Here is a 26292-nt window from a genome sequence, read left to right as displayed (position 1 = left end):
CCGGGCCCAAGGGCACTAAGCGCTAGTTCTGGGCGAGCTTCCTGGCCCGGGCAATCGACATCAGGATGCCCAGCCCCAGCCCCAGCGTGACCATGGCAGTGCCGCCATAGCTGATGAACGGCAGCGGCACGCCCACCACCGGCAGGATGCCGCTCACCATGCCCATGTTGACGAAGGCATAGGTGAAGAAAATCATCGTGACCGCGCCCGCCAGCAGACGCGAGAACAGGGTCTGCGCCGTCGCGGCGATGGCCAGGCCGCGGAAGATCAGCAGGATGAAGGCCCCGATCAGCGCCAGGTTGCCGACGAGCCCGAACTCCTCGGAATAGGCGGCGAAGATGAAGTCGGTGGTGCGCTCGGGAATGAATTCGAGGTGCGTCTGCGTGCCCTGCATGAAGCCCTTGCCGCCGACTCCGCCCGAACCGATGGCGATCATTCCCTGGATGATGTGGAAGCCCTTGCCCAGCGGGTCCTTGCTCGGGTCGAGCAGTGTGCACACGCGCTGCTTCTGGTAGTCGTGCAGCACGCGCCAGTCGACGCCGTCGGCGCACAGCTGCGACTCGAAGCCCACGATCAGCGTGACCGCCACGGCGCCGATCACCACCGGCGGCACGATCAGCTTCCAGGGCAGCCCGGCAAAGAAGATCACTGCCAGCCCGGCCGCCAGCACCAGCAGCGAGGTGCCCAGGTCGGGCTGCTTCATGATGAGCCCGACCGGCACCGCCAGCAGCACCGTGGCCACCACGAAGTCGAGCGGCCGCAGCTGGCCCTCGCGGCGCTGGAACCACCAGGCGAGCATCAGCGGCATTGCGATCTTGAGGATTTCGCTGGGCTGGATCACCACGCCCACGTTGATCCAGCGCTGCGCGCCCTTCTTGGTGATGCCGAACAGCGCCACCGCCACCAGCAGCGCCACGCCCATCGTATAGAGCGGCACGGCGGCCACCATCAGCCGCTGCGGCGGCACCTGGGCCACCACGAACATGATGAAGCCTGCCAGCAGCATGTTGCGGCCGTGGTCGGCGAAGCGCGAGCCATGGTCGTAGCCCGACGAATACATGGTCAACAGCCCGGCAAAGACCAGCAACAGCACGGCGAAGGCCAGAAAGCCGTCGAACCCCTGGAAGATGGGTGCGACCCGGCGCGCCAGGGAAGGCTGGTTGAACACTGCGGACATGGGGGCGGATTATCCGCGCCCCGCGGGGCACCTCAGCCGAAGCCGAGCTGAACGACCGTGCGCCCCGGTCGGCTTTCGAGCGCCAGCCGGGCGCCGATGGCGGCGGCGCGCTCCGCAAGCGCCCTGGGCACGCGCTGCGCGTCGAATCCCCGGCCGTCGTCGATCACGCGCAGCTGCACGGTGCCGGCCACCGCTTCGGCTTCGATCCGGAGGGTCTTCGCCTGGGCATGCTGCAACACGTTGGAAATCGCCTCGAACAGCAGGAACTGCAATTGCCGCATGGCCTGCGCATCGAGCCGCTTCACGTCGGGCACCTCGTCCAACGCCCATTCGAACTGAATGCCCGCGGCCGCCAGGCGCGGCTCCAGCCGGTAGCGCAGCGCCGCCAACAGGGCGCCGACGTCGCCCGGCGGCAGGTGAATGGAGTCGATGGCCAGCTTGAGCTGGTCGAGCGAGTCGCACAGCGTCCGCAGCAGTTCCTCCGGGCTGGCCTGGCCCGACTGCAACTGCCGGATGGCCGAGCTGATGTGCGAGCCCACGCCATCGTGCATGTCGCGCAGGATGCGCTCGCGCTCGTGGGTGCGCGCCTGGTCGCGCGCCACCTGTTCCAGCGCGGCGAAGGTGGATGCGAGTTCGCGCTCGCGCTGCGCGACGCGTTCGGCCAGGGCGGCGACCGAGCCGCGCGCCTGGACGCTCGCGGCATGGAAGCGCCGCAAGACGATCAGGAGCAGCGCGATGCCGAAGAACACGGAGGAATAGCGCACCCAGGTGGTCTCGCCGTAGGCGTCGCTCAGGCGGATCACAAGCCAGTCGCGGGTGCCGAAGCCCAGCGTCACCAGCGCGGCGGCAGCCACGAGCAGGCGGCCCACGTTCGGCCGCCGGATGGTTGCCACGGCGAAGGCACCGACGAACAGCGCAACGAACCCGATCTCCAGCGCGAGCCAGCCGGTGAGCCAATAGGGCTCTTCGTGGTAAAGCGCCATTGCGCTCGCCCCGAAGGTTCCGGCCACCACGCCAGCCATCGGCCAGCGCAGCCAGCGCATGCGCGGGCGGCGGTCCCAGCCTGCGAGGCGATAGCAGAACATCATGGCGGACGCGGCCCAGCCCGCATAGCAGGTGGCCATGAGCACACCCCAGGCACCCCAGGGGAGAGGCGGTTCGGCAATCACGCCGTCGGCCACCCGGATCGCCCAGCAGAACTCGGCCAGCGCGGCCCAGAAATAGAGGCTGTCGCGCCGGCGCCATCCGATGGCGGCGGCGTCCACCTGGGTGAGCCACAGCGCCAGTGCGATGCTGCCGACGATCAGGCTGAAAGCGGTCAGGAGCACCGAGCCGGTAAAGCGCCAGGCATAGGCGCTCTCGAAGAGATCGGTGCGCACCGGCGTCGCGGCTCCGATGGTCACGCGCGAAAGCCCGGCCCTGCGGGCGCTGTCGGCGCGTATGCGAACCTGCAGGCGGTTCTCGCCGGCTTTCAGCAAGTGCCCCGGAACCGGCACGTACAGAGGCGCCTTGGCGTAGTCCGCCCCATTGCCGCGGGCCAGGTCGCCGTAGACCTGCAGCAGCGCGTCGTTGAGCCACACCTCGAGAACGCTGCCTGCGCGGGGAATGAAGATGCCCCAGGGCGCCTCGGGCGCAGCCTCGAGCGTGAACGGCAGTTCGAACGTCGCGTGGCCCGGGCGGCCTCCGTGCTGGCGGTCCCAGTGGTAGGAAAGCTCGACCGGCGCCTTGTGCGTCACGCCGTCGACAGTGGTCGACACGGTGCCGCGCCGAAGTTCGATCGGGCCCTGCGCCGGTGCGGCCATCGCGGCATCCGCCGCGACCATCAGGACTGCCGCGAGCCACAGCGCAAAAAATGCCCTCGCCGGCATTCCGAACATGCGCCCGGCCACGCGACTCACCCCGGGTGGGACAACAAGCCGAGGCGCGTGGCCTCGAACACGGCCTCGCTCTTGGAATGCACGGCCAGCTTGCCGTAGAGATTCTTGATGTGTGTCTGCACCGTGTGCACGCTCAGGCCCTTGAGGCGTGCAATTTCGGCGTAGGAAAAACCGCGCGCTATCAAGGTCAGCACCTCGTGCTCGCGAGCGGACAGCAGGCTGGGCGCGGTGTTGCCGATGGCCGCCTCGGGCGGGGCGGCGGCGAGCGTTCCCGCCAGCTGCAGGCTGCGGTACTTGGCCAGCACCCGCCGCGCAATCATGGGCGAGATGGGCGAGGCACCGGCCTTCATCTCCACGATGGTCTGTGCAATGTCCTCCGGCGCGGCGTCCTTGTGGATGTAGCCGACGGCGCCGGCCTCGATGCTGGCAAGCACGTTTTCCTCATCGCCGAAGACCGAGATCACCAGCGGCTCGCAACCGGGAAAGCGCGCCACGGCCTCGCGGATCACGTCGAGCCCGCTGCCGTCGGGCATGCCGAGATCGACGAGCAGCACGTCGGGAATGATGGTGGTCTGGGCCATCCACGCCAATGCTTCGTGCACCGTGCCGGCGCTTCCAAGCCAGAAAAGGCTGGCGCTGCGCTGCACGCTCGCCTCGAAGAAGGCGCGCGCGCGGCTGTCGTCCTCGACCACGAGCACGCCCCAGCGGTGCGTCTTCCCGGGATCCATGGCCTCGATATTCATGGGCTTGAGCATAAGCTTCGGCGCATGGCAAAAGGGCCGGTGGACCTCCCGTTTTCATGGGATGCGGACACCTGCGCGGGCCCTGAAACTCGCACTGACTTGCGAGTTCGGCTGCACGCCTCAGCTGAATACTTTTGGCCTCTCGATATGGCCCATGCCGAGTCTGAAACCAGGAATCCAGAGCTTCCTCAACCGTGGCAAACCAAGACCTGCGTGCAGGAAGTCCTCATATCGAAGCCCCGTGCGCCGGGGACTGCGTCGGGCGCACGGTCCTCATGCAAAATCGACCGGCTCCTTCAACGGAGCTGTGTCGTCGACCGCACCACTTCCAGTCTCCGCCCCGCATGGACCCGCAAGCCACTCATCTGTTGTACCTGCACGGATTCCGCTCCTCGCCCCGCTCCACCAAGGCGCGGCTGATGGCCGCGCGCGTGGCCCGGGAGCACCCCGACCTGCAGTGGTGGTGTCCGCAATTGCCGCCCTCTCCGCGCGAAGCCATCGACATGGTGATGAAGGGCATCGCGGACTGGCCGCGCAAGTCGATGGCCGTGGTCGGCTCCTCGCTGGGCGGCTTCTATGCCACCTACGTGGCCGGCATGACGCGCTGCCGCACCGTGCTGCTGAACCCGGCGGTGCACCCGGCGCGCGACCTCGCGCGCTACATCGGCGACCAGACCGCGTGGCACGACCCGGCCGAGCACTTCTATTTCCGGCCCGAGTACATCCAGGAGCTGCGCACCATGGAGGTCGGCGCACTCACCCGCCCCGAGCGCGTGCTGGCCATCATCGCCAAGGGCGATGAAGCGCTCGACTGGCACGAAACCTCGGCACGCTACCCCGACAGCAACATCAAGCTGCTCGAGGGCGGCGACCATGCGCTGTCCGATTTCGAGGAAAACCACCTCGACGACGTGATCGCGTTCATCAATCCCGTCTGAAGCCCGGCAAACATCGCGCGGCGGCCGGGGCTGGGCGCTTCCCCAAGTCTGGGACAATCCGGGCATGTTTGTATTGTTTGAAGAAGCCGGCAAGTACCTCGGCGGCCGCGTGCTGTCGGAGGCCGAAGCATCGGCGCAGGTCGAGCTCGACACCGGCAAGCGCGTCAAGGTCAAGGGCGCCAACATCGTTCTGCGTTTCGAGAAGCCGGCCCCGGCCGAACTGATCGGCGAGGCGCGCGCGCTCGCGGCCACGATGGACCTCGACCTGGCCTGGGAGTTCGCCTCGGAGGGCGAGTTCGGTTTTGCCGATCTCGCATCCGACTATTTCAGCGACAAACCCACGCTCGCGCAGCAGGCCGCCGCGCTGTTCGCGCTTTTCGAGGCGCCGCACTACTTCCGCCGCGCGGGCAAGGGGCGCTTCAAGAAGGCGCCGGCCGAGATCCTGCAGCAGGCGCTGGCCGCCATCGAGAAGAAGAAGGTGGTCCAGGCGCAGATCGTCGAGTGGGCCGGCCAGCTGGGCGAGGGCATCTGTCCGCAGCCGATCCGCGAGCAGCTCTACAAGATCCTGTTCAAGCCCGACAAGAACGCGCCCGAATACAAGGCCGTGGTCGATGCCTCGCGCGCCACGCAGCGCCCCCCGCTCGAGCTGCTGGAGCGCGCCGGCGCCATCGATTCGCCCTACCAGTTCCACTGGCGGCGCTTCCTGTTCGAGAACTTTCCCAAGGGCACGGGATTCCCGGCGCTCTCCGCGCCGGCCATCGTGGACGACCTGCCGCTGGCTGACGACGTGCAGGCGTTCTCGATCGACGACTCGCAGACCACCGAAATCGACGATGCGCTTTCGGTGCAGGGCTTGGGGAGCGGCACCGTCACCGTAGGCATCCACATTGCCGCGCCCGGCCTGGCGCTGACGCCGGGCAGCGCCATCGACCAGGTGGCGCGCGCGCGCATGTCCACGGTCTACATGCCGGGCCACAAGATCACCATGCTGCCCGACGATGTCGTGAGCACCTACACGCTGCTCGAAGGCGGCGACCGTCCGGCGGTGTCGCTCTATGCGCGCTTCGACGAGGCCACGCTGGAGCTGCAATCGACCGAGACCAAACTCGAACGCGTGCCGATCGTGGCCAACCTGCGGCACGACCAGCTCGACGCGGTGGTCACGCAGCCCTGGCTCGAAGACGCCGCGTTCACGAACGGGGACACGCCCGAAGCCGCTGCGAAGCTGCGCGCGCCGCTCTCCTTCCTGTTCCGCCTCGCGAAGCAGCTGAAGGCCCAGCGCGAAGTGGTGCGCGGCAAGCCCGAGAACTTCAACCGGCCCGACTACAACTTCCGCCTCGTCGGCAACGACGGCGAACCGAACGGCAGCGAGCAGGTGCAGATCACCACGCGCCAGCGCGGCGCGCCGCTCGACCTGATCGTGTCCGAAGCCATGATCCTGGCCAACAGCAGCTGGGGCGGCTGGCTCGGCGAACTCGGCGTGCCCGGGCTCTACCGCAGCCAGGCCAGCCTGGCGCCCGGCATCAAGGTGCGCATGGGCACGCGGGCCCTGCCGCATGCGGGCCTGGGCGTGAAGAGCTATGCCTGGAGCACCTCGCCGCTGCGCCGCTACACCGACCTCGTGAACCAGTGGCAGATCATTGCCGCCGCGCGCCACGGCAAGACCGCCGCGCTGGCGGCGCCGTTCAAGCCGAAGGATGCGGACCTGTTCTCCATTCTCTCGGGCTTCGACGCCGCCTACGCAACGTATAACGCCTACCAGGGCGGCATGGAGCGCTTCTGGACGCTCAAGTACCTGGAGCAGCAAGGCATCACCGAGCTCGAGGCGACCGCCATCAAGGACATTCCGAACGGCGCACTGGTGCGCGCGGACACCCTGCCGCTGGTGTTCCCGGTGGCGGGCCAGCAGGAACGCGGCGCACGCCTGCGCGTGAAGCTCGGTGAGATCGACGAAATCGCGCTCGACGTGCACGGTACCGTGCTCGAACGCCTCGACGCGCCCAAGGCGGATGTCGCGGCCGAGGAGGAAGGCGGCGACGAGGAAGAGGAAGAAGTCGCCGGCCCCATCGCCATTGCAGTCGACCTCACCGACAGCGAGGCGGCACCGGAGAACACGCCCGCATGAGCACCGGTCATCCAATGAGCGCCGAGGAGCGTCGTCCATGAACCTCAGGGATCTGAGCACGCTGCAGATCGCACTCGGCGTGTCGGTCATCGCGCATGCCGCACTTCTTGCGGTGCGTTTCGTCGATCCCGAATCGTTCAACCGGGTCTTCAGCGAAACGCCGCTCGAGGTGATCCTGGTCAACAGCAAGACCAACGACAAGCCCGACGCCAAGGCCCGCGTGATGGCGCAGACCTCGCTCGCGGGCGGCGGCGACCTCGAACGGGGCCGCGCCACCAGCCCCCTGCCGCCGTCGAGCTTCACTGCCGTCGGTGACTCGATCGAGGAGGCCCGGCGCCAGGTCGAGGCCATGCAGGCCCAGCAGATGCAGCTGCTCGCGCAGCTCAAGCGCGACCTGGCCGCCATGCCCGCGCCCGACCCGCGCGCCTCGGGCAACCCGAAGGAAGCCGTCGCCCGCGAGGAAAAGCGGCGCCAGATGGTGGAGCTGCTGGCCGAGATCGAACGGCGCGTGAACGAAGAAAACGCGCGCCCCAAGAAGCGCTACCTGAGCCCTTCCACCCGCGAGGCGGCCTACGCCATCTACGTGGACACGCTGCGCCGGCGCATCGAGTTGCGGGGCACCGAAAACTTCCCCACGGCCGCCGGCAGGAAGCTCTACGGCGAACTCAAGATGACGATCACCATCAACCACGACGGCAAGATCCTCGACACCGTGGTCGACGAAAGCTCGGGCGACACCATGCTCGACCGCCGCGCCAAGGCCATCGTGCACAGCATCGGCAGCTTCGGAAAATTCACCGACGCGATGCGAAAAGAGACCGACCAGATCGTGCTGCAGTCGCGCTTCAAGTTCACGCGCGACGAGACCATCGAGCTCTCCTCCCAATAGCCAACAGCGGATCTACGGCGCCATGGACCTGTACTGCGTAATGGGCAACCCCGTCGAGCACAGCCGCTCGCCGCGCATCCATGCCCGGTTTGCCGAACTCTGCGACCAGCAGATGGACTACAGCCGCCGGCTCGTTCCGGTCGGCGCCTTTGCCGAAGGCGTTGCCGCCTTCCGGCGAGAAGCCGCCGAGCATGGCGACACGGCGCGCGGCTGCAACGTGACCGTGCCCTTCAAGTTCGACGCCGCCGCGCTCGCGCAGCACACCAGCGAGCGCGCCGTGCTTGCGCAGGCGGTGAACACGCTGCGCTTCGAAGCCGACGGCAGCATCCATGCCGACAACACCGACGGCATCGGGCTCGTCAACGACATCGTGCGCAATGCCGCCGTGCCGCTGGCGGGCCGCGAGCTGCTGCTGATCGGCGCGGGCGGTGCCGCGGCAGGCGTGCTCGGGCCGCTGCTCGACGCCGGCGCCTCGCGCATCGTGGTGGCCAACCGCACGGTCGGCAAGGCCATGGCGCTGGTGCAGCGCCATGCGGCATTGGCGCTGCGCCATGGCGCAGCGCTCGAAGCCTGGGCGCTCGACGAGGTGCCGGGCAATTTCGACGTGGTGGTCAATGCCACGGCTTCCAGCCTCGCGGGCGACACGGTGCCGGTGCGCGCGCAGGTGCTGCGCCCCGGTGCGCTCGCGGTCGACCTGATGTACGGGCCCGCGGCCGCCGGCTTCATGGCCTGGGCCGAAGCGCACGGCGCCGTGCCGCGCGACGGGCTCGGCATGCTGGTCGAACAGGCGGCCGAGGCCTTCGAGATCTGGCGCGGCGTGCGGCCGCCGTCCGCGCAGGTGCTGGCCGAATTGCGCGCCTCGCTCGCCACCGGCCAATGAAGCGGCTGCTGCGGCTGGTGGCCTGCCTGCTGGTGGCGGGCGTGGCGATGGAGCTTTTCTTCGTGGCGCGCATCGCGGCCATGGCGGTGGTCGCTCCGCAGAGCACCGCGTTCCAGCGCACCGAAGCCTGGCAGATCGCCATTCACCAGGGCAGCAAGGGCGCATGGCGCCAGGAGTGGGTGCCCTATGCGCAGATCAGCGACAACCTCAAGCGCGCCGTCATCGCCAGCGAGGACGCCGACTTCATCGACCACAACGGCGTGGAATGGGAAGCCATCGAGCGGGCGCGCCAGCGCAATGCCAAGGCCGAAGAGCTCGCAGCCAAGCGCGCGGCGCGTGCCATCGCACGTGGCAAGCCGGTGCGACCGGTGCAGCTGCGCGGCGGCTCCACCATCACGCAGCAGCTTGCGAAGAACCTGCTGCTCTCCGGCGAGCGCACGCTGCTGCGCAAGGGCCAGGAGCTGATGCTCGCCATGGTGCTCGAGGTGCTGCTCGACAAGCGGCGCATCCTCGAGATCTACCTCAACAATGTCGAATGGGGCGAAGGCGTGTTCGGCGCCGAAGCGGCGGCCCAGCACTACTTCAGGAAGCCCGCCTCGCGCCTGAGCGCGGCCGAAGCCGCGCGCCTTGCCGTGATGCTGCCGAGCCCCAAGTTCTTCGAGCGCCGCATCGGCTCGTCCTACCTCAGCGGGCGGGCGTCGACGATCGTGGCGCGGATGCCGTCGGCCGAACTGCCCTGAGGGCTTCGCGCAGCGCTTCGATGGCCAGCACGGCCGCGAAGCCGATCACATAGGCCAGCACGTCCCACCAGTCGGCCGTGCTGCCGAGCACGATGCGCAGGGCGCGGTTCGGAATGTGCAGGTGCCAGGCCGCCGCCAGGAACTGCCCCAGCTCGACCGCCAGGCCCACGCCAAGCGCGGCCAGCGCCAGTGGCAGCACGCGCGCGGCAACGAAGGTCTTGAAGACGACGTAGACCCACGCCACGGCCAGCACGTCGCCGAAAAAACGCCGCAGCCAGCCCCAGCGCGCGCCGACGGTGGCCAGCAGCACGAGAACAAGGAACAGGGCCACCGCCCACACCAGAGAAAGAGGATCGAAACGCCATCGCATGCCCCGTATCATCGCGCCCATGCTGGCAAAGCTCACAGGTTGGTTGCTGTTGGGGATCGTCCGTCTGCTCACGGGCGCCCAGGCGCGTTGGTACGGCTGCCCGCCGAAGGCCGAACAGCGCATCTATTTCGCCAACCACCAGAGCCACGCCGACCTGGTGATGATCTGGGCGGCCCTGCCCGAGGAGCTGCGCACCATCACGCGGCCCATTGCGGCGCGCGACTACTGGGCCAACACGCCGTTCAAGCGCTGGATCACGACCGAGGTGTTCAATGCGGTGTACGTGGAGCGTGCAGCCACGGTGCCGGCCGCGGCCGGGCAACCGACAGCACCGGCAGAACCCGAGGCACCCCCACCGCCGCCCGCACGCGCCGCCGCTGCGCCGCAAGCCGAGCGCATCGAGCCTTCGATGGAGCCCTTGCTGCCGATGGCACCGCCTATCGTCGATGTCACACCCGAAGCGTTCGACGAGGTGCAAGGGCGGCTCGACCTCCCCGCTCCGCCGCCTCTGCCGCCGGTTGCGCCGCCAGCCATGGAACCGGAGCTGCCCTCACCCGCTGCAGCCCCCGCCTCCGACCCGCTGGCACCGCTGGTCGAGGCCCTGCGCAGCGGCGACTCGATCATCATCTTTCCCGAGGGAACGCGCGGCCACACGGGAGAGCCGCAGAAGTTCAAGTCGGGCCTCTACACGCTCGCGACGATGTTTCCCGAGGTGGTGCTGGTGCCGGCGTGGATCGACAACGTGCAGCGCGTCATGCCCAAGGGCGAGATCGTGCCGGTGCCGATTCTGTGCTCGGTCACCTTCGGCGCGCCGCTGCGCGTCGAAGAAGGCGAAGAGCGCCGCCCCTTCCTCGATCGCGCCCGTGCTGCGGTGATCGCATTGCGCGACGTCTGAGCGAAACCTTGCGATGAACCAGTTCCTGCGCAGCCTCACCCCGACCCAGCAGGTCGCGGCCCTGTTCCTCATCGTCTTCGGCCTGCTCGTGATCGCGAGCACCGCGGCCCTCTTCCTGAGCTTCAAGGAACGCCGCAACCCCGTGCACGACGCCGCCTGGCAGGCCGAGCTCGCGCACTACCGCAAGCTGCTGGGCACCACCTGGTTCATGGTGATCGTGTTCTGGGTCGGCTGGGCCCTTGGCGAGACGGTGGCCACCGTGCTGTTCGCGCTCATCGCGTTCTTCGCACTGCGCGAGTTCATCACGCTCTCGCCCACGCGGCGCGGCGACCATCGCAGCCTGATCCTGGCCTTCTTCGTCGTGCTGCCAATCCAGTTCTGGCTCGTCGCCACCGCGCGCTTCGACCTGTTCACCGTGTTCATTCCGGTCTACGTGTTCCTCGCGATCCCGGTCGCAAGTGCACTGGCCGACGACCCGAGCCATTTCCTCGAGCGCAACGCCAAGCTGCAGTGGGGCATCATGGTCTGCGTCTACGGCATGAGCCATGTGCCCGCACTGCTGCTGCTGAGCTTTCCGGGCTACGAGGGCAAGAGCGCCTTTCTCGTGTTCTTCCTGGTGTTCGTGGTGCAGACCTCGGTGCTGGTGCAGCACGTGATCTCGCGCCGCACCCAGCGCAAGCCGTTCGCGCCCAACGTGAGCCGCAGCTTCAACTGGACCAGCTGGGGCATCGGCATCGTGGTGGCCAGCCTGGTGGGCGCGCTGTTCTCGTTCATCACGCCCTTCAAGTTCGGCCAGGCCCTCGCGGTGTCCGTCATCGCCTGCATCTCGGGCTCCATGGGCCACCTCGTGATGAAGGCGCTCAAGCGCGATCGCGGCATTCCCAACTGGGGCAAGAAAGGCGTGGGCGTGACCGGCGCCAACGGCCTGCTCGACCGCGTCGATGCGCTGTGCTTCGCAGCCCCGATCTTCTTTCACTCGATCCGCTGGTACTTCAACCTCTGACATGCGCATTCTCGGCATCGACCCCGGCCTCCTGACCACCGGCTTCGGCGTGGTGGACGCGGACGGCCACGCGCTGCGCTACGTGGCCAGCGGCACCATCAGCACGCGCCACCTGGGCAGCGGCAACCTGCCGGCGCGGCTCAAGGTGCTGTTCGATGGCATCGCGGAAATCACCGCGCGCTACCAGCCCGATGCCTCGGCGGTCGAGATCATTTTCGTCAACGTCAATCCGCAGTCGACGCTGCTGCTGGGCCAGGCACGCGGCGCCTGCGTGACCTCGCTGGTCAACAGCAATCTCACGGTGGCCGAATACACAGCGCTGCAAATGAAGAAGGCGGTGGCGGGCCACGGCCAGGCCGCCAAGGCGCAGGTGCAGGAGATGGTGAAGCGGCTGCTCGACCTGCCGGGCCTGCCGGGCGCCGATGCGGCCGACGCGCTGGGCATTGCCATCACGCATGCGCAGGTGGGCCGGTCGATGGCGCGGCTGGCCGAGGCCGCCGAGCTGTCGAAGACGCACGCCGGCACGTACCGGCAGGGACGTTCGCGCTGACTCAGCGCACGATGTAGCGCAGGCTGCCCAGCCGCGTGCGGCGCTCGCGCACCTCGGCTGCCACGGACGCCGTATCGCCTTCCAGCGCACGCGCGATCCACGACGCAAGCTGCGGCATGTCGTCGGGCGTGAAGCCCAGCCGCACGATCTCCGGCACGCCGAGACGCAGGCCGTTGATGTCCCCTTCCACCGGTGCGATCGGAAGGCCGATGCCGCAGGCCAGCAAACCGCCTTGCGCCAGTTTCTTCGCAGCGCGCTGCCCACCGCCCCACCGCGCGGCCTCGAGCGCGAACTGGTGCGACTGCGTGAAGCCGCGCGCCTTCGCGAACACCGGCAAGCCCTCGGCGTCGAGGGCGCGTGCCAGCGCCTGCGCGGTCTCGCGCATTGCCGCGGCATAGGCCTTGCCGTGCACCTTCCAGTCGAGCAGGCCGCGGGCCAGCGCCGCGGTGCGTCCCGCATCGGAGTTGGCCGTGAGGCCGGGGTAGGCGATGGCGTCGATGCGCTCCATCAGCGCCGCGTCGTTCGACACGATCAACCCGCCCGCCGGACCGCCGAGGCTCTTGTAGGTGCTCATGGTGATCGCATGCGCCCCCTCCTCGAGCGGCTGCGGCCAGGCCTTGCCGGCCACCATGCCCGAGAGGTGCGCGGCGTCGAACAGCAGCCTGGCGCCCACGCTGTCCGCGATCTCGCGGATCGCCGGCACCGGGTGCGGAAAGAGATTCAGGCTGCCGCCGATGGTGATGAGCTTCGGCCTCACTTCGCGTGCGAGTCTCGCCAGCGCGGCCACGTCGACCGTGTAGCCGTCGGCATCCACCGGCGCAGGCACCGTCTTCAACCCATAGAGCCCGGCCGCGCCGGCCGCATGGTGCGTGACGTGGCCGCCGATGGCCGCCGATGGCCGGCGGCGGCGCAATGATCGTGTCGCCGGGCTGGCAGGTCGCCATGAACACGTAGAGATTCGACAGCGCGCCGGAACTCACGCGCACTTCGGCGAACTTCGAGCCGAACACCTCGGCGGCCAGTTCGGCCGCAATGACCTCGATGCGCTCGATGGCCTCCAGCCCCACTTCGTACTTGTCGCCCGGATAGCCCAGCGAGGCACGCGAGCCGAGGCCGCGCGAGAGCAGCGCCTCGGCGGCCGGGTTCATCACGTTGGTGGCGGGGTTGAGGTTCAGGCCCTCGCGGTCATGGATGCGGTGGTTGTCGTCGGCGAGCCTTTCGATCTCGGCGACGATGCCCGCCGCATCGCGCGCGGCCGCATCGCCGGCGATGGCGAGCACGTGGTCTTCGCTGGCAGCAGGAACCCAGGGACGGCGTTGGAGGGCGGCGGGCATGCGGCGGATCTCTCTGGAAGTGGTGGGTGGCTGGATGGTCGCCTGCACCATCACTGCGGGCAACACGGATAATCTGGGCCCGAGCCCTAGGAAAACTTGGGGTCCACATCGCATGCCGCTCGCACCACCCCGCCCTCGCCTGCCCCCGCACACGGCCGTTCGCGCCTTCGAGGCTGCGGCACGCCACGGCAGCTTCTCGCGCGCCGCCGAAGAGCTGTTCGTCACGCCGGCCGCCGTCGCGCAGCAGATCAAGACGCTGGAGACCTGGGCCGGTGGCGCGCTGTTCGAGCGGCACAGCCAGGGCATTCGGCTCAGCGCGCACGGACGGCGCGCACTGCCCGCCCTCAGCGCCGCGGTCGACCAGCTCGGCCTCGCGGTGCAGGCACTGCGGCACGAAACGCAAACCGCCGCGCGCCGCAGCACGCTGCAGGTCGCGGCCCTGCCGGCGATGGCGCAGCTGTGGCTGTCGCCGCGGCTTTCGCGGCTCAAGGCGGCGCTGCCCGGCGTGCAGGTGTCCGTGACGGCGCTCGAGCAGCCGCCGAACTTCCGCCGCGAACCTTTCGACCTCGGCCTCTTCTATGCACGCGCCGGCGATCGCATCGAAACGGCCGTCGGCGCGCAGGGCATGCTGCTCGCACGCGACCGGCTCGTGCCGGTGTGCAGCCCGCGCCTCCAGCAGGCGCTGCCAAGCGGCCGTCCGCGCCCGCTCGGCGACCTGATCGAAGTGCTGGCGCGCTGCGGCGGATTGCACGACACCGTGTGGCACGACGACTGGGCGCGCTGGCTGCGGGCCGTGCGCCCCGGCACCACCGCGGCGGAGGCCGATGCACTGGCGGCCGGCCCGGACTTCTCGCTCTACAGCCTTGCGCTGCAGGCGGCGCTCGACGGCGAAGGCGTGCTCATGGGCCGCGAACGGCTGGTGGCGCCGCTGCTCGCGCAAGGCAGGCTGCATGCGCCCTGGGGGCGGCCGAAGGCATTGGGCGACACGCTCATGCTGCTGGTGCCCGCGCACCGCAAGGGCGCGCTGCTGGCGCAGCAGGTGCAGGCGTTGCAGACCCTGGCCGACTGAGATCGATCACTGGCCACACGGTATTTTTCGTGAAACACCGAGGAACCGGCTTTGCCGGGCCTCTGGGGGCGAGCCAGATTACGCGACGCGTTCGGCGATCAGCACCGCGAAGAAGCCGAAGGCCGCAAGCAGCGTCCACTTGAGCACGATCCAACCGAAGCGCCGGTACTTGATCTGGCCCGTTCCCGCATAGAACGCGAACGACACGCCCGCCACCAGCAGAAGCAGCAGGATGGCCCAGCGGAAAAGAAGCATTGCCGAACGCGGCCTACCAGGCCCTCGCCACTTCGCCGAAACCGCGCGGTGCGCGCTTTTCGTCTTCGAAGGTGACGACCTCATAGGCATCGCTGTGGGCCAGCAGTTCGCGCAGCAGCTTGTTGTTGAGCGCGTGGCCCGAACGGAATGCGGTGTACGCCGCGAGCAGCGGCTTGCCGATGATGTACAGATCGCCCATGGCGTCGAGGATCTTGTGCTTCACGAACTCGTCGTCGTAGCGCAGGCCCCCGGCATTGAGCACCTTGGTGTCGTCCATCACGATGGCGTTGTCGAGACCGCCGCCGAGCGCCAGGCCCTTGCTGCGCATGTATTCCACTTCCTTGGTGAAGCCGAAGGTGCGCGCGCGTGCGATGTCGCGGCTGTAGGAATCGGTGCCGAGGTCGAACTCCACGCGCTGGCCGGTGGAATTGACCACGCGGTGGTCGAAGTCGATCTCGAAGCTCAGCTTGTAGCCGTGATAGGGCTCCAGGCTGGCCCACTTCTCGTTGGCGCCCTCGCCCTCGCGCACCTCGACCTTGCGCGTCACGCGGATGAAGCGGCGCGGCGCCTTCTGCAGCTCGATGCCTGCGCTTTGCAGCAGGAACACGAAGGACGAGGCCGACCCGTCGAGGATCGGCACTTCGTCGGCCGTGATGTCGATGTAGAGGTTGTCGATGCCCAGGCCCGCGCAGGCCGACATCAGGTGCTCGACCGTCTGCACCTTCGCGCCGCCGGTCGAGACGGTGGAGGCCAGGCGCGTGTCGGTCACCGCTTCGGCGGTCATGCGGATGTCGACCGGCTCGGGCAGGTCGACGCGCCGGAACACGATGCCGGTGTCCACCGGAGCGGGGCGCAGCGTCAGCTCCACGCGTTGTCCACTGTGGAGTCCCACGCCCACGGCGCGGCTGATCGACTTGAGGGTTCGTTGTTGCAGCACGCCGACGATTTTAGGCGCGTGGCGGCCGTGCCGCCCTATTCCCCTCGCTATGGCAGCGATAGACATGGGTTCTATGCCAGGCGACCGACGATGGACGCAAAGGGCACGAAGCGAACGCAGCGCCTAGAGCCGGCAGAAGTCCCTTTCAGGTCTTCCCCGTACCCCTTGCGAACCTTCGTGCCCTCTGCGTTCGGTTGCCTTGCCGTCAATCGGCTTGACGGCGCAGGAATGCCGGAATCTCGAAGTCGTCCATGCCGCCCGACGACAGCGCATCCACCTTGGCCGCGGCCATGGTGCGGTTCGTGCGCCACACGCTGGGAACGGCCATGCCGTCGTAGTTCGGCTGGTTGCCACCGCCGTGGCCGGCGTGGCCCGCATGGCCGGCGCCGAGCGTGGGCACGTTGAACGGGATGTTGTCGGTGCCGGTGCGGATCACTTCGAGCGTCGGTGCCTGGCGGCGCGCATCAGCGCGCGAGAGGCCGGTGGCGACCACCGTCACGCGCATCTGGTCGCCCAGGCTTTCGTCGTAGGCCGCACCGTAGATCACGTGCGCATCGGGCGAGGCGTAGGCGCGGATGGTGTTCATCGCGAGCTTCGACTCGTTCAGCTTCAGCGAACCCTTCGATGCGGTCACCAGCACCAGCACGCCCTTGGCGCCCGAGAGGTCGATGCCTTCGAGCAGCGGGCAGGCCACGGCCTGCTCGGCGGCGATGCGCGCGCGGTCCGGGCCAGCAGCGGCGGCCGTGCCCATCATGGCCTTGCCGGGCTCGCCCATCACGGTGCGCACGTCTTCGAAGTCGACGTTCACGCCGCCGTACTCGTTGATGATTTCCGAGATGCCGCCCACCGCGTTCTTGAGCACGTCGTTGGCATGCGCGAAGGCTTCGTCCTGGGTGATGTCCTCGCCCAGCACGTCGAGCAGCTTCTCGTTGAGCACCACGATCAGCGAGTCGACGTTCGCCTCGAGCTCGGCCAGGCCGGCGTCGGCGTTGGTCATGCGGCGACCGCCCTCCCAGTCGAAGGGCTTGGTCACCACGCCCACCGTGAGGATGCCCATTTCCTTGGCCACGCGCGCGATCACGGGTGCCGCGCCGGTGCCGGTGCCGCCGCCCATGCCGGCCGTGATGAAGAGCATGTGCGCGCCGTCGATGGCGGCGCGGATGTCGTCCACCGCGGCTTCGGCTGCATCACGGCCCTTGTCGGGCTTGCTGCCCGCGCCCAGTCCGCTGGTGCCCAGCTGGATGATCTTGTGCGCGTTGCTGCGCTGCAGTGCCTGCGCGTCGGTGTTGGCGCAGACGAACTGCACGCCCTGCACGCCACGCTCCATCATGTGCGCCACGGCATTGCCGCCGCCGCCGCCGACTCCGATCACCTTGATCTGAGTGCCTTGGTTGAATTCTTCGACTTCGATCATTTCGATGGTCATTTCTAACTCCTTGAATTTGCAGTTGCCGTTGTGTATCTATGAATTTTTCTGGTGTCTTGACGAGTTCAACGAAGCTGTCGTCGCGGCGGTGGACCTGTGCGCCGCCATCGCTCGTTGAAATGCAAGGGCGGACCGCCGCGTGCGAGCCAGAGTGGGGAGTGGTTCATGGTCAGAAGTTCCCCACGATGAAGTCCTTGAAACGTCCGAACGCAGTCTTTACGGATCCGTTCTTCTGCGCGACCTTGAAGCCGCGCATGCGTGCGAAGCGGGCTTCCTCGAGCAGGCCCATCACGGTGGCGGCGCGCGGCTGCGCCACCATGTCGGAGAGCGCGCTCGAATACTTCGGAATGCCTCGCCGCACCGGCTTCAGGAAAATGTCTTCGCCGAGTTCGACCATGCCCGGCATCACCGCGCTGCCGCCCGTGAGCACCACACCCGAGGACAGCACCTCTTCGTAGCCCGACTCGCGCACCACCTGCTGCACCAGCGAGAAGATTTCCTCGATGCGCGGCTCGATCACGCCGGCCAGCGCCTGCTTGCTCAGCATGCGCGGCCCGCGGTCGCCCAGGCCCGGCACTTCAACCTGAGTGTCGGGGTCGGCCAGGAGCTGCTTGGCGTACCCGTTCTCGACCTTGATGTCTTCCGCGTCCTTGGTGGGCGTGCGCAGCGCCATCGCGATGTCGCTGGTGATCAGGTCGCCGGCGATCGGGATCACGGCGGTGTGGCGGATCGCGCCGTTGGTGAAGATGGCCACGTCGGTGGTGCCCGCGCCAATGTCCACCAGCACCACGCCGAGCTCGCGCTCGTCCTCTGTCAACACCGCCTGGCTCGAGGCCAGCGGGTTCAGCATCAGCTGGTCGACCTCGAGGCCGCAGCGGCGCACGCACTTGATGATGTTCTCGGCCGCGCTCTGCGCGCCGGTCACGATGTGCACCTTGGCCTCCAGCCGCATGCCGCTCATGCCGATCGGCTCCTTCACGTCCTGGCCGTCGATCACGAACTCCTGCGGCTCCACCAGCAGGAGGCGCTGGTCGCTCGAGATGTTGATGGCGCGCGCGGTTTCCACCACGCGGGCCACGTCGGCGGGCGTGACTTCCTTGTCCTTCACTGCCACCATGCCGCTCGAATTGATGCCGCGGATGTGGCTGCCGGTGATGCCGGTGTAGACGCGGCTGATCTTGCAGTCGGCCATCAGCTCGGCCTCCTTCAAGGCCTGCTGGATGCTCTGCACCGTGGCGTCGATGTTGACCACCACGCCGCGCTTGAGGCCATTGCTCGGCGCAATGCCGAGTCCCGCCAGCTTGAGTTCGCCGCCAGGCAGCACCTCGGCGACGACCACCATCACCTTGGCGGTTCCGATGTCGAGTCCGACAACCAGGTCTTTGTATTCTTTGGGCATTGAATGTCCTCGGTATTCGCTATCTATTTCTTCTTGGTCTTGGGGTCGGCAACGACCGTGGTGACGCCGCGAAGACGCAGCGCATAGGCGTCGTTGTGCCGCAGGTCGGCCCCCTCGACGTCCGCCGCGGTGCGGCGGTACTGGCCCGCGACCTGGGTCACGGTCTTCAGGAAACGCTGCGTGCGGGCCGTCACTTCCTCGGCCTGGCCGCGGCCCAGCTCGATCTCGGCGCCGGTGTCCAGCACCACCTTCCAGCTGCCCCGGCTCGACAGCGTGAGTTCTTCCACGCTGAAGTCATAGGGCTGGAACAGCGGTGCAATCACGCGGTACATGCCGAGCACCTGCCCGGCCTGCTCGATGGGACCGTCGAGCCGCGGCAGCCGGTCGTCCACCTCGGCCACGTTGGCTTCGAACACCTCGCCGAAGCCGTTGATCAGCTTCGAGGCGGCCTCGTCGCCCCAGTTGGCCACCGGCACCTGCTCGGTCAGCGTCACGCGCAGCTTGTTCGGGAACTCGCGCCGCACCACCGCCTTGCGCACCCAGGGCACCGACTCGAAGGCGGTTCTCGCGCGCGCCAGGTCGACGGTGAAGAAGTTGCCCGCGAGCTGCGGCGCGACGTTGGCGCGCAGCGTCACGGCGTTGTTGTGCGTCACGTCGCCATCGACCTTGATGCCGCCGATGGGAAAGAACGGCTGGCGCAGCACCCACCATGCGCCCGCCGCCAGCAGCATGAGCGCCACCACCACGAACGCAAGGTTCGAGACGATGTTCATGAGCTTGACGTCGAAGGGCACGGGAATGCTGTCGGCCATGGCTATTGCGCTCCCCCCGCGGCATCCAGCGAAGCCGAGGCCAGCACGCGCAGGCACAGGTCTTCGTAGGCAATGCCCGCCGCGCGCGCCGACATGGGCACCAGCGAATGGCTGGTCATGCCGGGCGAAGTGTTCATCTCGAGCAGGAAAGGCTTGCGGTCGCTCGCGCGGATCATCACGTCGGCGCGGCCCCAGCCGCGGCAGCCGAGCGTGTGGTACGCGGCCAGCGTGATGCGCTGGATCTCGTGCTCCTCGGCTTCGGGCAGGCCGCTCGGGCAGTGGTACTTCACGTCGTCGGTGAAGTACTTGTTCTGGTAGTCGTAGGCGCCTTCGGGTGCGGCAATGCGCACCACCGGCAGCGCATGCGCGTCGAGGCCGCTGCCGAGCACGGCGCAGGTCACTTCCTCGCCTTCGATGAATTCCTCGCACAGCACGTCGGCGTCGTACTTCGCCGAAAGCGCCACCGCGTCCTGCATCTGCGAATAGCCCTCGACCTTGGTCACGCCGATCGACGAGCCCTCGCGCGGCGGCTTCACGATCAGCGGCAAGCCGAGCACGTCGGGCACGGCGCGGATCTGCTCGCGGCTTTGCTGGTCGAAAGCCAGGCGCACGTACTTGGGCGTCGGCAGTCCATCGGCCTGCCAGATGCGCTTGGTCATGACCTTGTCCATGGCCACGCTCGAAGCCATCACGCCCGAGCCGGTGTAGGGAATGCCGAGCAGTTCGAGCGCGCCCTGCACCGTGCCGTCCTCGCCATGCCGGCCGTGCAGCGCGATGAAGCAGCGCGCGAACCCCTCGCGCCGCAACTCGACCAGGTCGCGCTCGGCGGGATCGAAGGCATGCGCATCGACGCCGCGCGAGCGCAGCGCCTCGAGCACGCCGTTGCCGGACAGCAGCGAGATTTCGCGCTCGGCGGAGCTTCCGCCGAACAGCACGGCAACCTTGCCGAATTGCTTTGGATCCTGAAGGCTCACGATGCCTCCCCCTTGCGCTTGGTGCGCGTTGTTGGCGGCAGCGATGCCGCGGCTGCAATTTCAACCACCTTGCCCGGCACGGCGCCAATGGAGCCTGCGCCCATGCAAAGCACCACGTCGCCGGCGCGCGCGTTGTCCAGGATGGCCTGCGGCATCGCGCCGATGTCGTCGACGAACACCGGCTCCACCTTGCCCGCCACGCGGAGGGCGCGCGCCAGCGTGCGGCCGTCGGCCGCCACGATGGGCGGCTCACCCGCGGCATACACCTCGCCCAGCAGCACCGCATCGGCGTTGCCGATGACCTTGACGAAATCCTCGAAGCAGTCGCGCGTGCGGGTGTAGCGGTGCGGCTGGAAGGCCAGCACCAGCCGGCGTCCCGGGAACGCGCCGCGCGCGGCGGCAATGGTTGCGGCCATCTCGACCGGGTGATGTCCGTAGTCGTCGATCACGGTGAAGCTGCCCGCCTGCTGCCCCTGCACGGCCACGTCGCCATAGCTCTGGAAGCGGCGGCCCACGCCCTTGAAGCCGGCCAGGCCGCGCTGCACCGCTTCGTCGGGAATGCCGAGTTCCACCGCCACCGCGATCACCGAGAGCGCATTGCGCACGTTGTGCTCGCCCGGCAGGTTCAGCACGATGGGCAGGTCGGGCAGCGTGACGCCGTTGCGCCGCTGCGCCGTGAAATGCATCTGGCCGCCCACCGCGCGCACGTCGATCGCGCGCACCTGGGCGTCCTCGCCGAAGCCGTAGCTCGTCACCGGGCAGGTGACTTCGGCCACGATGTCGCGCACCGCCGGATCGTCGGTGCACAGGATGGCCACGCCATAGAACGGCATGCGGTGCAGGAAGTCGACAAAGGCCTTCTTGAGCTTTGCGAAGTCGTGCCCGTAGGTTTCCATGTGGTCGGCGTCGATGTTCGTGACCACCGCCATGATGGGCAGCAGATTCAGGAACGAGGCGTCCGACTCGTCGGCTTCCACCACGATGTAGTCGCCGCTGCCGAGCTGCGCATTGGCGCCGGCGCTGTTGAGACGCCCGCCGATCACGAAGGTCGGATCGAGCCCGGCCGCATCGAGCACGCTCGCCACCAGGCTGGTGGTGGTGGTCTTGCCGTGCGTGCCCGCGATCGCGATGCCCTGCTTGAGGCGCATCAGTTCGGCCAGCATCAGCGCGCGCGGCACCACCGGAATGCGCTTCTCGCGCGCGGCCAGAACCTCGGGGTTGTCCGACTGCACCGCCGTGGAGGTGACGACCGCATCCGCGCCGTCGATGTGCGCGGCGGCGTGGCCCACGAAGGTACCGATGCCCAGGCCCGCGAGCCGGCGCAAGGTGGCGCTGTCGGCCAGGTCGGAACCGGTGATGCGGTAGCCCAGGTTGAACAGCACCTCGGCGATGCCGCTCATGCCCGAGCCGCCGATGCCCACGAAATGGATGTGACGAATCGCGTGCTTCATCTGGCAAGCTCCTCGCAGGCGCGGACGACGGCCTCTACGGCTTCGGTCTTCTGCATGGTTTTGGCCTTGGCGGCCTTGTCGATCAGCGCAGTGCGCCCGGTTTTCTGTAGCAAATCAGCCAGCAATTCAGGAGTGAGGTCGGCCTGCTGCACCAGCCAGCCGCCGCCCGCATCGACGAGGAAGCGCGCGTTGGTGGTCTGGTGGTCGTCGACCGCCGAGGGAAAAGGCACGAACAGCGCTGCTGCGCCGACGGCCGCGATTTCTGTGACGGTGCTGGCCCCGGCGCGCGCGACGATGATGTCGGCGTCGGCATAGGCCTGCGCAGTGTCTTCGATGAAGGGCGTGAGCTCGCCTTCGACGCCGGCTGCCGCATAGTTGGCGCGCAGCTCGTCGATCTGCCTGGCGCCGCTCTGGTGCAGCACCTGCGGGCGCGTGGCCGGCTCGATGCGGGCCAGCGCCTGTGGCACCACGGCGTTGAGTGCCTTGGCTCCCAGGCTGCCGCCAACCACCAGCAGTCGCAGCGGTCCGCTGCGGCCCGCGAAGCGCACGGCCGGCTCGGGTTGCGAGGTGAACGCCGCGCGCAGCGGATTGCCCACCCACTGCGCCTTCTTCAGCACATTGGGGAACGCCGTGAACACGCGATCGGCCACACCCGCCAGCACCTTGTTGGCAAGGCCGGCCACCGAGTTCTGCTCATGCAGCACCAGCGGCTTGTTGAGCAGCACGCTCATCATTCCGCCCGGAAAGGTGATGTAGCCGCCCAGGCCGACGACGACGTCGGGCTTGACGCGGCGCACCACGCCGATGCTCTGCCAGAACGCGCGCAGGAGCCGCAGCGGCAGCAGGAACAGCGTGAGCGGCCCCTTGCCGCGCACGCCGCCGAACTGGACCGGCTCGAAGGCAAAGCCGCGCGGCGGCACGAGCTTTTCTTCCATGCTGCCGGGCGCGCCCAGCCAGTGCACGCGCCAGCCGCGCTCGCGCAGCGCCTCTGCCACCGCGAGCCCCGGGAAGATGTGGCCACCGGTGCCGCCGGCCATGACGAGTGCGGTGCGCCCGGTCATATACGGCCTCCGCGCATCAGCACACGATTCTCGTAATCAATGCGAAGCACCACCGCCAGCGCCACCAGGTTCATCAGGATGGCCGAGCCGCCGAAGCTCATCAGCGGCAAGGTCAGGCCCTTGGTCGGCAGCGCGCCGAGGTTCACGCCCATGTTGATGAAGGCCTGGAAGCCGATCCACACGCCCACGCCCTGCGCCACGAGGCCCGAGAACACGCGGTCGAGCGCAATGGCCTGACGGCCGATGTGCATGATGCGGCGCGTCAGCCAAAGGAACATGCCGATGATCAGCAGCACGCCGACCAGGCCGAACTCCTCGCCGATCACCGCGAGCAGGAAGTCGGTGTGTGCCTCGGGCAGCCAGTGCAGCTTCTCGACGCTGCCGCCCAGGCCAACGCCGAAGATCTCGCCGCGGCCGATGGCGATCAGCGAATGCGACAGCTGGTAGCCCTTGCCCAGCGCATGCTCCTCGCTCCACGGATCGAGGTACGCAAAGATGCGCTCGCGGCGCCACGAACTTGTGGCGACGATGGTGCCGAAGGCCACCACCACCAGCGCCGCGATCACGAAGAACATGCGCGCGTTCACGCCGCCCAGGAACAGGATGCCCATGGCAATCACGGCAATCACCATGAATGCGCCCATATCGGGCTCGGCCATCACCAGCATGCCGACCACCACCACCGCGACGCCCATCGGCAGCACGGCGCGGAAGAAGCGCTCCTTGATCTCCATCTTGCGCACCATGTAGCTGGCGGCATAGAGCACCATCGCCAGCTTGGCGAGCTCGGACGGCTGGAAGCGCATGAAGCCCAGCGGCAGCCAGCGCCGCGCGCCATTGACGTTGATGCCGATGTGCGGAATGAGCACCGCCACCAGCAGCAGCAGCGAGGCCACGAAGAGCCAGGGCGCGGCGCGCTCCCAGGTCTTCATGGGAATCTGGAAGGCCAGGAGCGCCGCGACGAACGCGAACACCACCGAGGCCGCGTGTCGCGTGAGGAAGAACGACGCGCTGTAGCCCGCGCGGGCGAAGCGCGGGTTGTCCGGCAGCGCGATGGAGGCCGAATACACCATCACCAGGCCCCAGGTGAGCAGCGCGACGGTGACCCAGACCAGCGCCTGGTCGAAGCCCAGCACGCGCATCGGCGCGGCCTTGGTCTGCGTGACGCCGGCGCCGCCCAGCCGCACCGGCAGGTGCACCGGCAGCGAATCGATGCCGCTGCGCGCGCGCCTGAACCAGCCGCCGAAACGGCTGGTCTTTGCGTTGGGCGTGGCGCCGGCGGCTGTGGTGCTCACACCGGGTCTCCCGAAGAAAAATCGGAATCGTTCGACGAGGCCGCCTCGCTCGGGTCGTCCGCAAGCGCCTGCACGGCGTCGCGGAACACGGCCGCGCGGTGCTCGTAGTCCTTGAACATGTCGAAGCTCGCACAGGCCGGCGACAGCAGCACGGCATCGCCGGGATTGGCGCGCGCGGCGGCCAGCTTGACGGCCTCCTCCATCGAGCCCGCATGCATCAGCGAAGCGCCGGTGGCGGCCAGCGCCTGTTCGATCAGCGGCGCATCGCGGCCGATGAGCACCACGGCGCGCGCGTACTGCGCCACGGGCGCGGCGAGCGGTTCGAAGTCCTGGCCCTTGCCCTCGCCACCGAGGATGACGACCACGCGGCGGTCTTCGCCGAGGCCGTTGAGGGCGGCGACCGTCGCGCCGACGTTGGTGCCCTTGCTGTCGTCGAAGTACTCGACCTCGTCGATCAGCGCGATCGGCTCCACGCGGTGCGGCTCGCCGCGATATTCGCGCAGGCCGTAGAGCATGGGACCGAGCGGGCAACCGGCGGCACTGGCCAGCGCGAGCGCCGCCAGCGCGTTCATGGCGTTGTGGCGGCCGCGGATGCGCAGCACGTCGGCCGGCAGCAGGCGCTGCAGGAAGATTTCTTCCTCGACCACCGCGCCGCGCTTGCGCTTCTGCGTCTCGTCGGCTTCGAGCGCGCGCACCAGCCAGGCCATGCCGTTGACGCGCTCGATGCCGTAGTCCCCGGGACGCAGCGGCATCGCGGCGCCAAAGGTGACGTGGGCGCGGATCTGTGGACGCTGCAGTTTCACCTTGACGGGCGGGGGCAGCATGGCCATCACGCCGGGGTCGTCGCGGTTGAGCACCATGAGCCCCTGCGTGCCGAAGATGCGCGCCTTGGCCGATGCGTAATTCGGCATGTCGCCATGCCAGTCGAGATGGTCCTGCGTGAGGTTGAGTACGGTGGCGGCGGTCGGCTCGAAGCCCTGCACGCCGTCGAGCTGGAAGCTCGAGAGTTCGAGCACCCAGACATCGGGCAGCGTCTCGGCATCGATGTGCGCAGCCAGGGTGTCGAGCAGCGTCGGGCCGATGTTGCCCGCCACGGCCACGCTCTTTCCTGCGCGCTCGACCAGCTGGCCGGTGAGCGCGGTGACGGTGGTCTTGCCGTTGGTGCCGGTGATGGCGAGCACCGCGGGTGTGTAGCCCTTGGGCGCTGGCGGCTCCTCGATCGGCACGAGCTTGAGCTGCGGCGTTTCCTCTTCCTCGACCGCGGCGGAGGCCGGGTTGGTGGCGGAGAGTTCGGCGATCTTGGCGACGAACTCGGCGGCCTCCCTGGCGGCCGTGGGGACGTAGGGCTGGCCGGGGGGCGGCAGACGCGACACGGTGGCGGAGGCCGGCACTGGCGTCGGCGAGGGGACATCCTGCGTCTCGGCCGCGGGCGCCTCTTCCTGCGATGGTTGTTGTTCTTCTTCGGGCGGCGCGGCGGGAACGCTCAGCGACGGGTCGCGCGGCATGGCTTCGGTCTGCGCGGAGGGCGCGGGTTCGGCGACGGGTTCGGCCATTTCCGGGGTCTCGGGCGTTTCCGGCACTTCGACCGCCTCGACCGTCGTCCCGTCCGCAGCTTCCGCCGGTTCGCCGCCCAACGGCAATTCGCCTTGCGCTTCAGGTTCGACCACGGATTCCGCCGGCGTCTCCACCGAAGGCTCGGCCTGCACTTCAGGCTCTGCTTCCACCACCGGCACTTCGACGGTCCGCAGGTCCAGCAGCGCGCGCGCAAACAGATCCAGCTCGCCGCCGACCGCGAGCCCCACGGCCCGCGCCGCATCGACGACCGGTGCGATGGTGGCGGGCGACAGGCCCGGCGAGCGGTACACGGCGCGGATCGGCGTGCCTTCGACCAGCGCGGCCGAGAACGGCCCGCCGACGAACGCCACATCGGGCAGCTCCGCCCGCAGCGTTGCAAGCAGGGCGGGTGCATCGCGCGTATCGGCCACCGTGACGACCGCACCGTGGCGCGCGCACCAGCGCACCATCGCCAGCCCGGACGCACCGAGGCCGAGGATCAGGACGGGGAGGTCTTTCAGATGCCGCATGTGCTTTC

The 26292-nt window shown here is 68.4% G+C and carries 24 protein-coding genes and 1 pseudogene; 9 read left to right on the top strand and 16 right to left on the bottom strand.

The genetic code is table 11. From position 1 onward, the window contains the following. Nucleotides 1–22 precede the first annotated feature (22 nt). From rodA to VAPA_RS04900, 3 genes are read right to left on the bottom strand one after another with little or no spacing between them, the layout of a single operon-like run. On the bottom strand, nucleotides 23–1177 hold the full coding sequence (rodA, locus tag VAPA_RS04910; protein ID WP_021005658.1) for a rod shape-determining protein RodA: 1155 nt from the start codon (nucleotides 1175–1177) through the stop codon (nucleotides 23–25). A gap of 32 nt (nucleotides 1178–1209) precedes the next feature. After that, nucleotides 1210–3045, bottom strand: a complete 1836-nt coding sequence (locus VAPA_RS04905; protein WP_230558967.1) for a sensor histidine kinase — start codon at nucleotides 3043–3045, stop codon at nucleotides 1210–1212. Nucleotides 3046–3071: 26 nt separating this feature from the next. After that, nucleotides 3072–3809, bottom strand: a complete 738-nt coding sequence (locus VAPA_RS04900) for a response regulator transcription factor (RefSeq protein ID WP_021005656.1) — start codon at nucleotides 3807–3809, stop codon at nucleotides 3072–3074. Nucleotides 3810–4141: 332 nt separating this feature from the next. On the opposite strand from VAPA_RS04900, the gene VAPA_RS04895 reads away from it, so the two are divergent. The 5 genes from VAPA_RS04895 (at nucleotide 4142) to mtgA (ending at nucleotide 9369) form a co-directional block, all read left to right on the top strand. Then, nucleotides 4142–4735 carry a YqiA/YcfP family alpha/beta fold hydrolase gene (locus VAPA_RS04895; RefSeq protein ID WP_021005655.1) on the top strand — a complete coding sequence of 198 codons (594 nt, stop codon included), beginning with the start codon at nucleotides 4142–4144 and terminating at the stop codon, nucleotides 4733–4735. 64 nt (nucleotides 4736–4799) lie between these two features. After that, complete coding sequence (locus tag VAPA_RS04890; protein WP_021005654.1) at nucleotides 4800–6860, top strand: ribonuclease catalytic domain-containing protein; 2061 nt, start codon at nucleotides 4800–4802, stop codon at nucleotides 6858–6860. A 37-nt stretch (nucleotides 6861–6897) separates the two neighbouring features. Then, the gene (locus VAPA_RS04885) at nucleotides 6898–7749 is read left to right on the top strand and encodes an energy transducer TonB (protein WP_021005653.1); all 852 of its coding nucleotides are present in this window, start codon (nucleotides 6898–6900) and stop codon (nucleotides 7747–7749) included. A 22-nt stretch (nucleotides 7750–7771) separates the two neighbouring features. Next, nucleotides 7772–8629: a shikimate dehydrogenase gene (gene aroE, locus VAPA_RS04880; RefSeq protein ID WP_021005652.1), complete on the top strand. Its 858-nt coding sequence runs from the start codon at nucleotides 7772–7774 to the stop codon at nucleotides 8627–8629. Next, complete coding sequence (mtgA, locus tag VAPA_RS04875) at nucleotides 8626–9369, top strand: monofunctional biosynthetic peptidoglycan transglycosylase (protein WP_021005651.1); 744 nt, start codon at nucleotides 8626–8628, stop codon at nucleotides 9367–9369. Before aroE ends, mtgA begins: the two co-directional genes overlap by 4 nt. On the opposite strand, the gene VAPA_RS04870 is transcribed toward mtgA, so the two are convergent. Beyond that, entirely contained in the window at nucleotides 9314–9751 is a 438-nt protein-coding gene (locus VAPA_RS04870) for a ribosomal maturation YjgA family protein (RefSeq protein ID WP_041946341.1), read from the bottom strand. The two genes, mtgA and VAPA_RS04870, sit on opposite strands and share 56 nt — an antisense overlap. Before the next feature lie 7 nt (nucleotides 9752–9758). Between VAPA_RS04870 and VAPA_RS04865 the strand changes: the two genes are divergently transcribed. The 3 genes from VAPA_RS04865 to ruvC are packed head-to-tail and all read left to right on the top strand — an operon-like array spanning nucleotide 9759 to nucleotide 12187. Beyond that, on the top strand, nucleotides 9759–10634 hold the full coding sequence (locus tag VAPA_RS04865) for a lysophospholipid acyltransferase family protein (RefSeq protein ID WP_021005649.1): 876 nt from the start codon (nucleotides 9759–9761) through the stop codon (nucleotides 10632–10634). Between the two features lie 13 nt (nucleotides 10635–10647). Next, a complete protein-coding gene (locus VAPA_RS04860; RefSeq protein WP_021005648.1) occupies nucleotides 10648–11637 on the top strand; it encodes a phosphatidate cytidylyltransferase in 990 nt (329 codons plus the stop codon). 1 nt (nucleotide 11638) lies between these two features. After that, a complete protein-coding gene (gene ruvC, locus VAPA_RS04855; protein WP_013539450.1) occupies nucleotides 11639–12187 on the top strand; it encodes a crossover junction endodeoxyribonuclease RuvC in 549 nt (182 codons plus the stop codon). Between the two features lies 1 nt (nucleotide 12188). Here ruvC and VAPA_RS04850 read toward each other — a convergent pair whose 3' ends face one another. Together VAPA_RS04850 and VAPA_RS35395 are read right to left on the bottom strand one after the other, a co-directional pair. Beyond that, a complete protein-coding gene (locus tag VAPA_RS04850) occupies nucleotides 12189–13100 on the bottom strand; it encodes an aminotransferase class I/II-fold pyridoxal phosphate-dependent enzyme (RefSeq protein ID WP_268977793.1) in 912 nt (303 codons plus the stop codon). A 43-nt stretch (nucleotides 13101–13143) separates the two neighbouring features. Continuing rightward, a pseudogene (locus tag VAPA_RS35395) lies at nucleotides 13144–13335 on the bottom strand (serine hydroxymethyltransferase); the annotation flags it as partial. Between the two features lie 298 nt (nucleotides 13336–13633). Here VAPA_RS35395 and VAPA_RS04845 point away from each other — a divergent pair. Then, the gene (locus tag VAPA_RS04845) at nucleotides 13634–14590 is read left to right on the top strand and encodes a LysR family transcriptional regulator (protein WP_041946018.1); all 957 of its coding nucleotides are present in this window, start codon (nucleotides 13634–13636) and stop codon (nucleotides 14588–14590) included. 78 nt (nucleotides 14591–14668) lie between these two features. Here VAPA_RS04845 and VAPA_RS34810 read toward each other — a convergent pair whose 3' ends face one another. The 10 genes from VAPA_RS34810 to murD all read right to left on the bottom strand — a co-directional run bounded on the left by VAPA_RS34810 (nucleotide 14669) and on the right by murD (nucleotide 26284). Beyond that, the gene (locus VAPA_RS34810) at nucleotides 14669–14845 is read right to left on the bottom strand and encodes a hypothetical protein (RefSeq protein WP_021005646.1); all 177 of its coding nucleotides are present in this window, start codon (nucleotides 14843–14845) and stop codon (nucleotides 14669–14671) included. Between the two features lie 13 nt (nucleotides 14846–14858). Then, the gene (lpxC, locus tag VAPA_RS04840) at nucleotides 14859–15782 is read right to left on the bottom strand and encodes a UDP-3-O-acyl-N-acetylglucosamine deacetylase (protein WP_012746074.1); all 924 of its coding nucleotides are present in this window, start codon (nucleotides 15780–15782) and stop codon (nucleotides 14859–14861) included. Nucleotides 15783–15987: 205 nt separating this feature from the next. Continuing rightward, nucleotides 15988–17208, bottom strand: coding sequence for a cell division protein FtsZ (gene ftsZ / locus VAPA_RS04835; RefSeq protein ID WP_012746073.1), 1221 nt, complete (start codon nucleotides 17206–17208; stop codon nucleotides 15988–15990). Between the two features lie 169 nt (nucleotides 17209–17377). Beyond that, nucleotides 17378–18607: a cell division protein FtsA gene (gene ftsA / locus VAPA_RS04830; protein WP_007832444.1), complete on the bottom strand. Its 1230-nt coding sequence runs from the start codon at nucleotides 18605–18607 to the stop codon at nucleotides 17378–17380. A gap of 23 nt (nucleotides 18608–18630) precedes the next feature. Beyond that, nucleotides 18631–19419, bottom strand: a complete 789-nt coding sequence (locus tag VAPA_RS04825; RefSeq protein ID WP_021005644.1) for a cell division protein FtsQ/DivIB — start codon at nucleotides 19417–19419, stop codon at nucleotides 18631–18633. Between the two features lie 2 nt (nucleotides 19420–19421). After that, on the bottom strand, nucleotides 19422–20393 hold the full coding sequence (locus tag VAPA_RS04820) for a D-alanine--D-alanine ligase (protein WP_021005643.1): 972 nt from the start codon (nucleotides 20391–20393) through the stop codon (nucleotides 19422–19424). Then, the gene (gene murC, locus VAPA_RS04815; protein WP_021005642.1) at nucleotides 20390–21844 is read right to left on the bottom strand and encodes a UDP-N-acetylmuramate--L-alanine ligase; all 1455 of its coding nucleotides are present in this window, start codon (nucleotides 21842–21844) and stop codon (nucleotides 20390–20392) included. The genes VAPA_RS04820 and murC overlap by 4 nt, the downstream gene beginning before the upstream one ends. After that, nucleotides 21841–22905 carry an undecaprenyldiphospho-muramoylpentapeptide beta-N-acetylglucosaminyltransferase gene (gene murG / locus VAPA_RS04810; RefSeq protein ID WP_021005641.1) on the bottom strand — a complete coding sequence of 355 codons (1065 nt, stop codon included), beginning with the start codon at nucleotides 22903–22905 and terminating at the stop codon, nucleotides 21841–21843. Before murG ends, murC begins: the two co-directional genes overlap by 4 nt. After that, complete coding sequence (gene ftsW / locus VAPA_RS04805; protein ID WP_021005640.1) at nucleotides 22902–24200, bottom strand: putative lipid II flippase FtsW; 1299 nt, start codon at nucleotides 24198–24200, stop codon at nucleotides 22902–22904. The genes murG and ftsW overlap by 4 nt, the downstream gene beginning before the upstream one ends. Then, nucleotides 24197–26284 (bottom strand): UDP-N-acetylmuramoyl-L-alanine--D-glutamate ligase, encoded by a 2088-nt coding sequence (gene murD / locus VAPA_RS04800; RefSeq protein WP_021005639.1) that lies wholly within the window; start codon nucleotides 26282–26284, stop codon nucleotides 24197–24199. The genes ftsW and murD overlap by 4 nt, the downstream gene beginning before the upstream one ends. Nucleotides 26285–26292: the final 8 nt, after the last annotated feature.

The organism is Variovorax paradoxus B4 (genome assembly GCF_000463015.1).
GTDB classification, from domain to species: domain Bacteria; phylum Pseudomonadota; class Gammaproteobacteria; order Burkholderiales; family Burkholderiaceae_C; genus Variovorax; species Variovorax paradoxus_E.
Note: the sequence above shows the minus strand (reverse complement) of the source record. Positions and strands in the feature narration are given on the sequence as shown.

Bases quoted from the DNA above. Each gene is read 5' to 3' on its own strand.
- rodA (WP_021005658.1), bottom strand. From the start codon at position 1,177: ATGTCCGCAGTGTTCAACCAGCCTTCCCTGGCGCGCCGGGTCGCACCC.
- aroE (WP_021005652.1), top strand. From the start codon at position 7,772: ATGGACCTGTACTGCGTAATGGGCAACCCCGTCGAGCACAGCCGCTCG.
- murD (WP_021005639.1), bottom strand. From the start codon at position 26,284: ATGCGGCATCTGAAAGACCTCCCCGTCCTGATCCTCGGCCTCGGTGCG.
- ftsA (WP_007832444.1), bottom strand. From the start codon at position 18,607: ATGCCCAAAGAATACAAAGACCTGGTTGTCGGACTCGACATCGGAACC.
- VAPA_RS04870 (WP_041946341.1), bottom strand. From the start codon at position 9,751: ATGATACGGGGCATGCGATGGCGTTTCGATCCTCTTTCTCTGGTGTGG.
- VAPA_RS04885 (WP_021005653.1), top strand. From the start codon at position 6,898: ATGAACCTCAGGGATCTGAGCACGCTGCAGATCGCACTCGGCGTGTCG.
- VAPA_RS34810 (WP_021005646.1), bottom strand. From the start codon at position 14,845: ATGCTTCTTTTCCGCTGGGCCATCCTGCTGCTTCTGCTGGTGGCGGGC.
- VAPA_RS04845 (WP_041946018.1), top strand. From the start codon at position 13,634: ATGCCGCTCGCACCACCCCGCCCTCGCCTGCCCCCGCACACGGCCGTT.
- VAPA_RS04890 (WP_021005654.1), top strand. From the start codon at position 4,800: ATGTTTGTATTGTTTGAAGAAGCCGGCAAGTACCTCGGCGGCCGCGTG.
- VAPA_RS04825 (WP_021005644.1), bottom strand. From the start codon at position 19,419: ATGGCCGACAGCATTCCCGTGCCCTTCGACGTCAAGCTCATGAACATC.
- murC (WP_021005642.1), bottom strand. From the start codon at position 21,844: ATGAAGCACGCGATTCGTCACATCCATTTCGTGGGCATCGGCGGCTCG.
- VAPA_RS04865 (WP_021005649.1), top strand. From the start codon at position 9,759: ATGCTGGCAAAGCTCACAGGTTGGTTGCTGTTGGGGATCGTCCGTCTG.
- ruvC (WP_013539450.1), top strand. From the start codon at position 11,639: ATGCGCATTCTCGGCATCGACCCCGGCCTCCTGACCACCGGCTTCGGC.
- ftsZ (WP_012746073.1), bottom strand. From the start codon at position 17,208: ATGACCATCGAAATGATCGAAGTCGAAGAATTCAACCAAGGCACTCAG.
- VAPA_RS04900 (WP_021005656.1), bottom strand. From the start codon at position 3,809: ATGCTCAAGCCCATGAATATCGAGGCCATGGATCCCGGGAAGACGCAC.
- VAPA_RS04860 (WP_021005648.1), top strand. From the start codon at position 10,648: ATGAACCAGTTCCTGCGCAGCCTCACCCCGACCCAGCAGGTCGCGGCC.
- VAPA_RS04905 (WP_230558967.1), bottom strand. From the start codon at position 3,045: ATGCCGGCGAGGGCATTTTTTGCGCTGTGGCTCGCGGCAGTCCTGATG.
- mtgA (WP_021005651.1), top strand. From the start codon at position 8,626: ATGAAGCGGCTGCTGCGGCTGGTGGCCTGCCTGCTGGTGGCGGGCGTG.
- VAPA_RS04895 (WP_021005655.1), top strand. From the start codon at position 4,142: ATGGACCCGCAAGCCACTCATCTGTTGTACCTGCACGGATTCCGCTCC.
- murG (WP_021005641.1), bottom strand. From the start codon at position 22,905: ATGACCGGGCGCACCGCACTCGTCATGGCCGGCGGCACCGGTGGCCAC.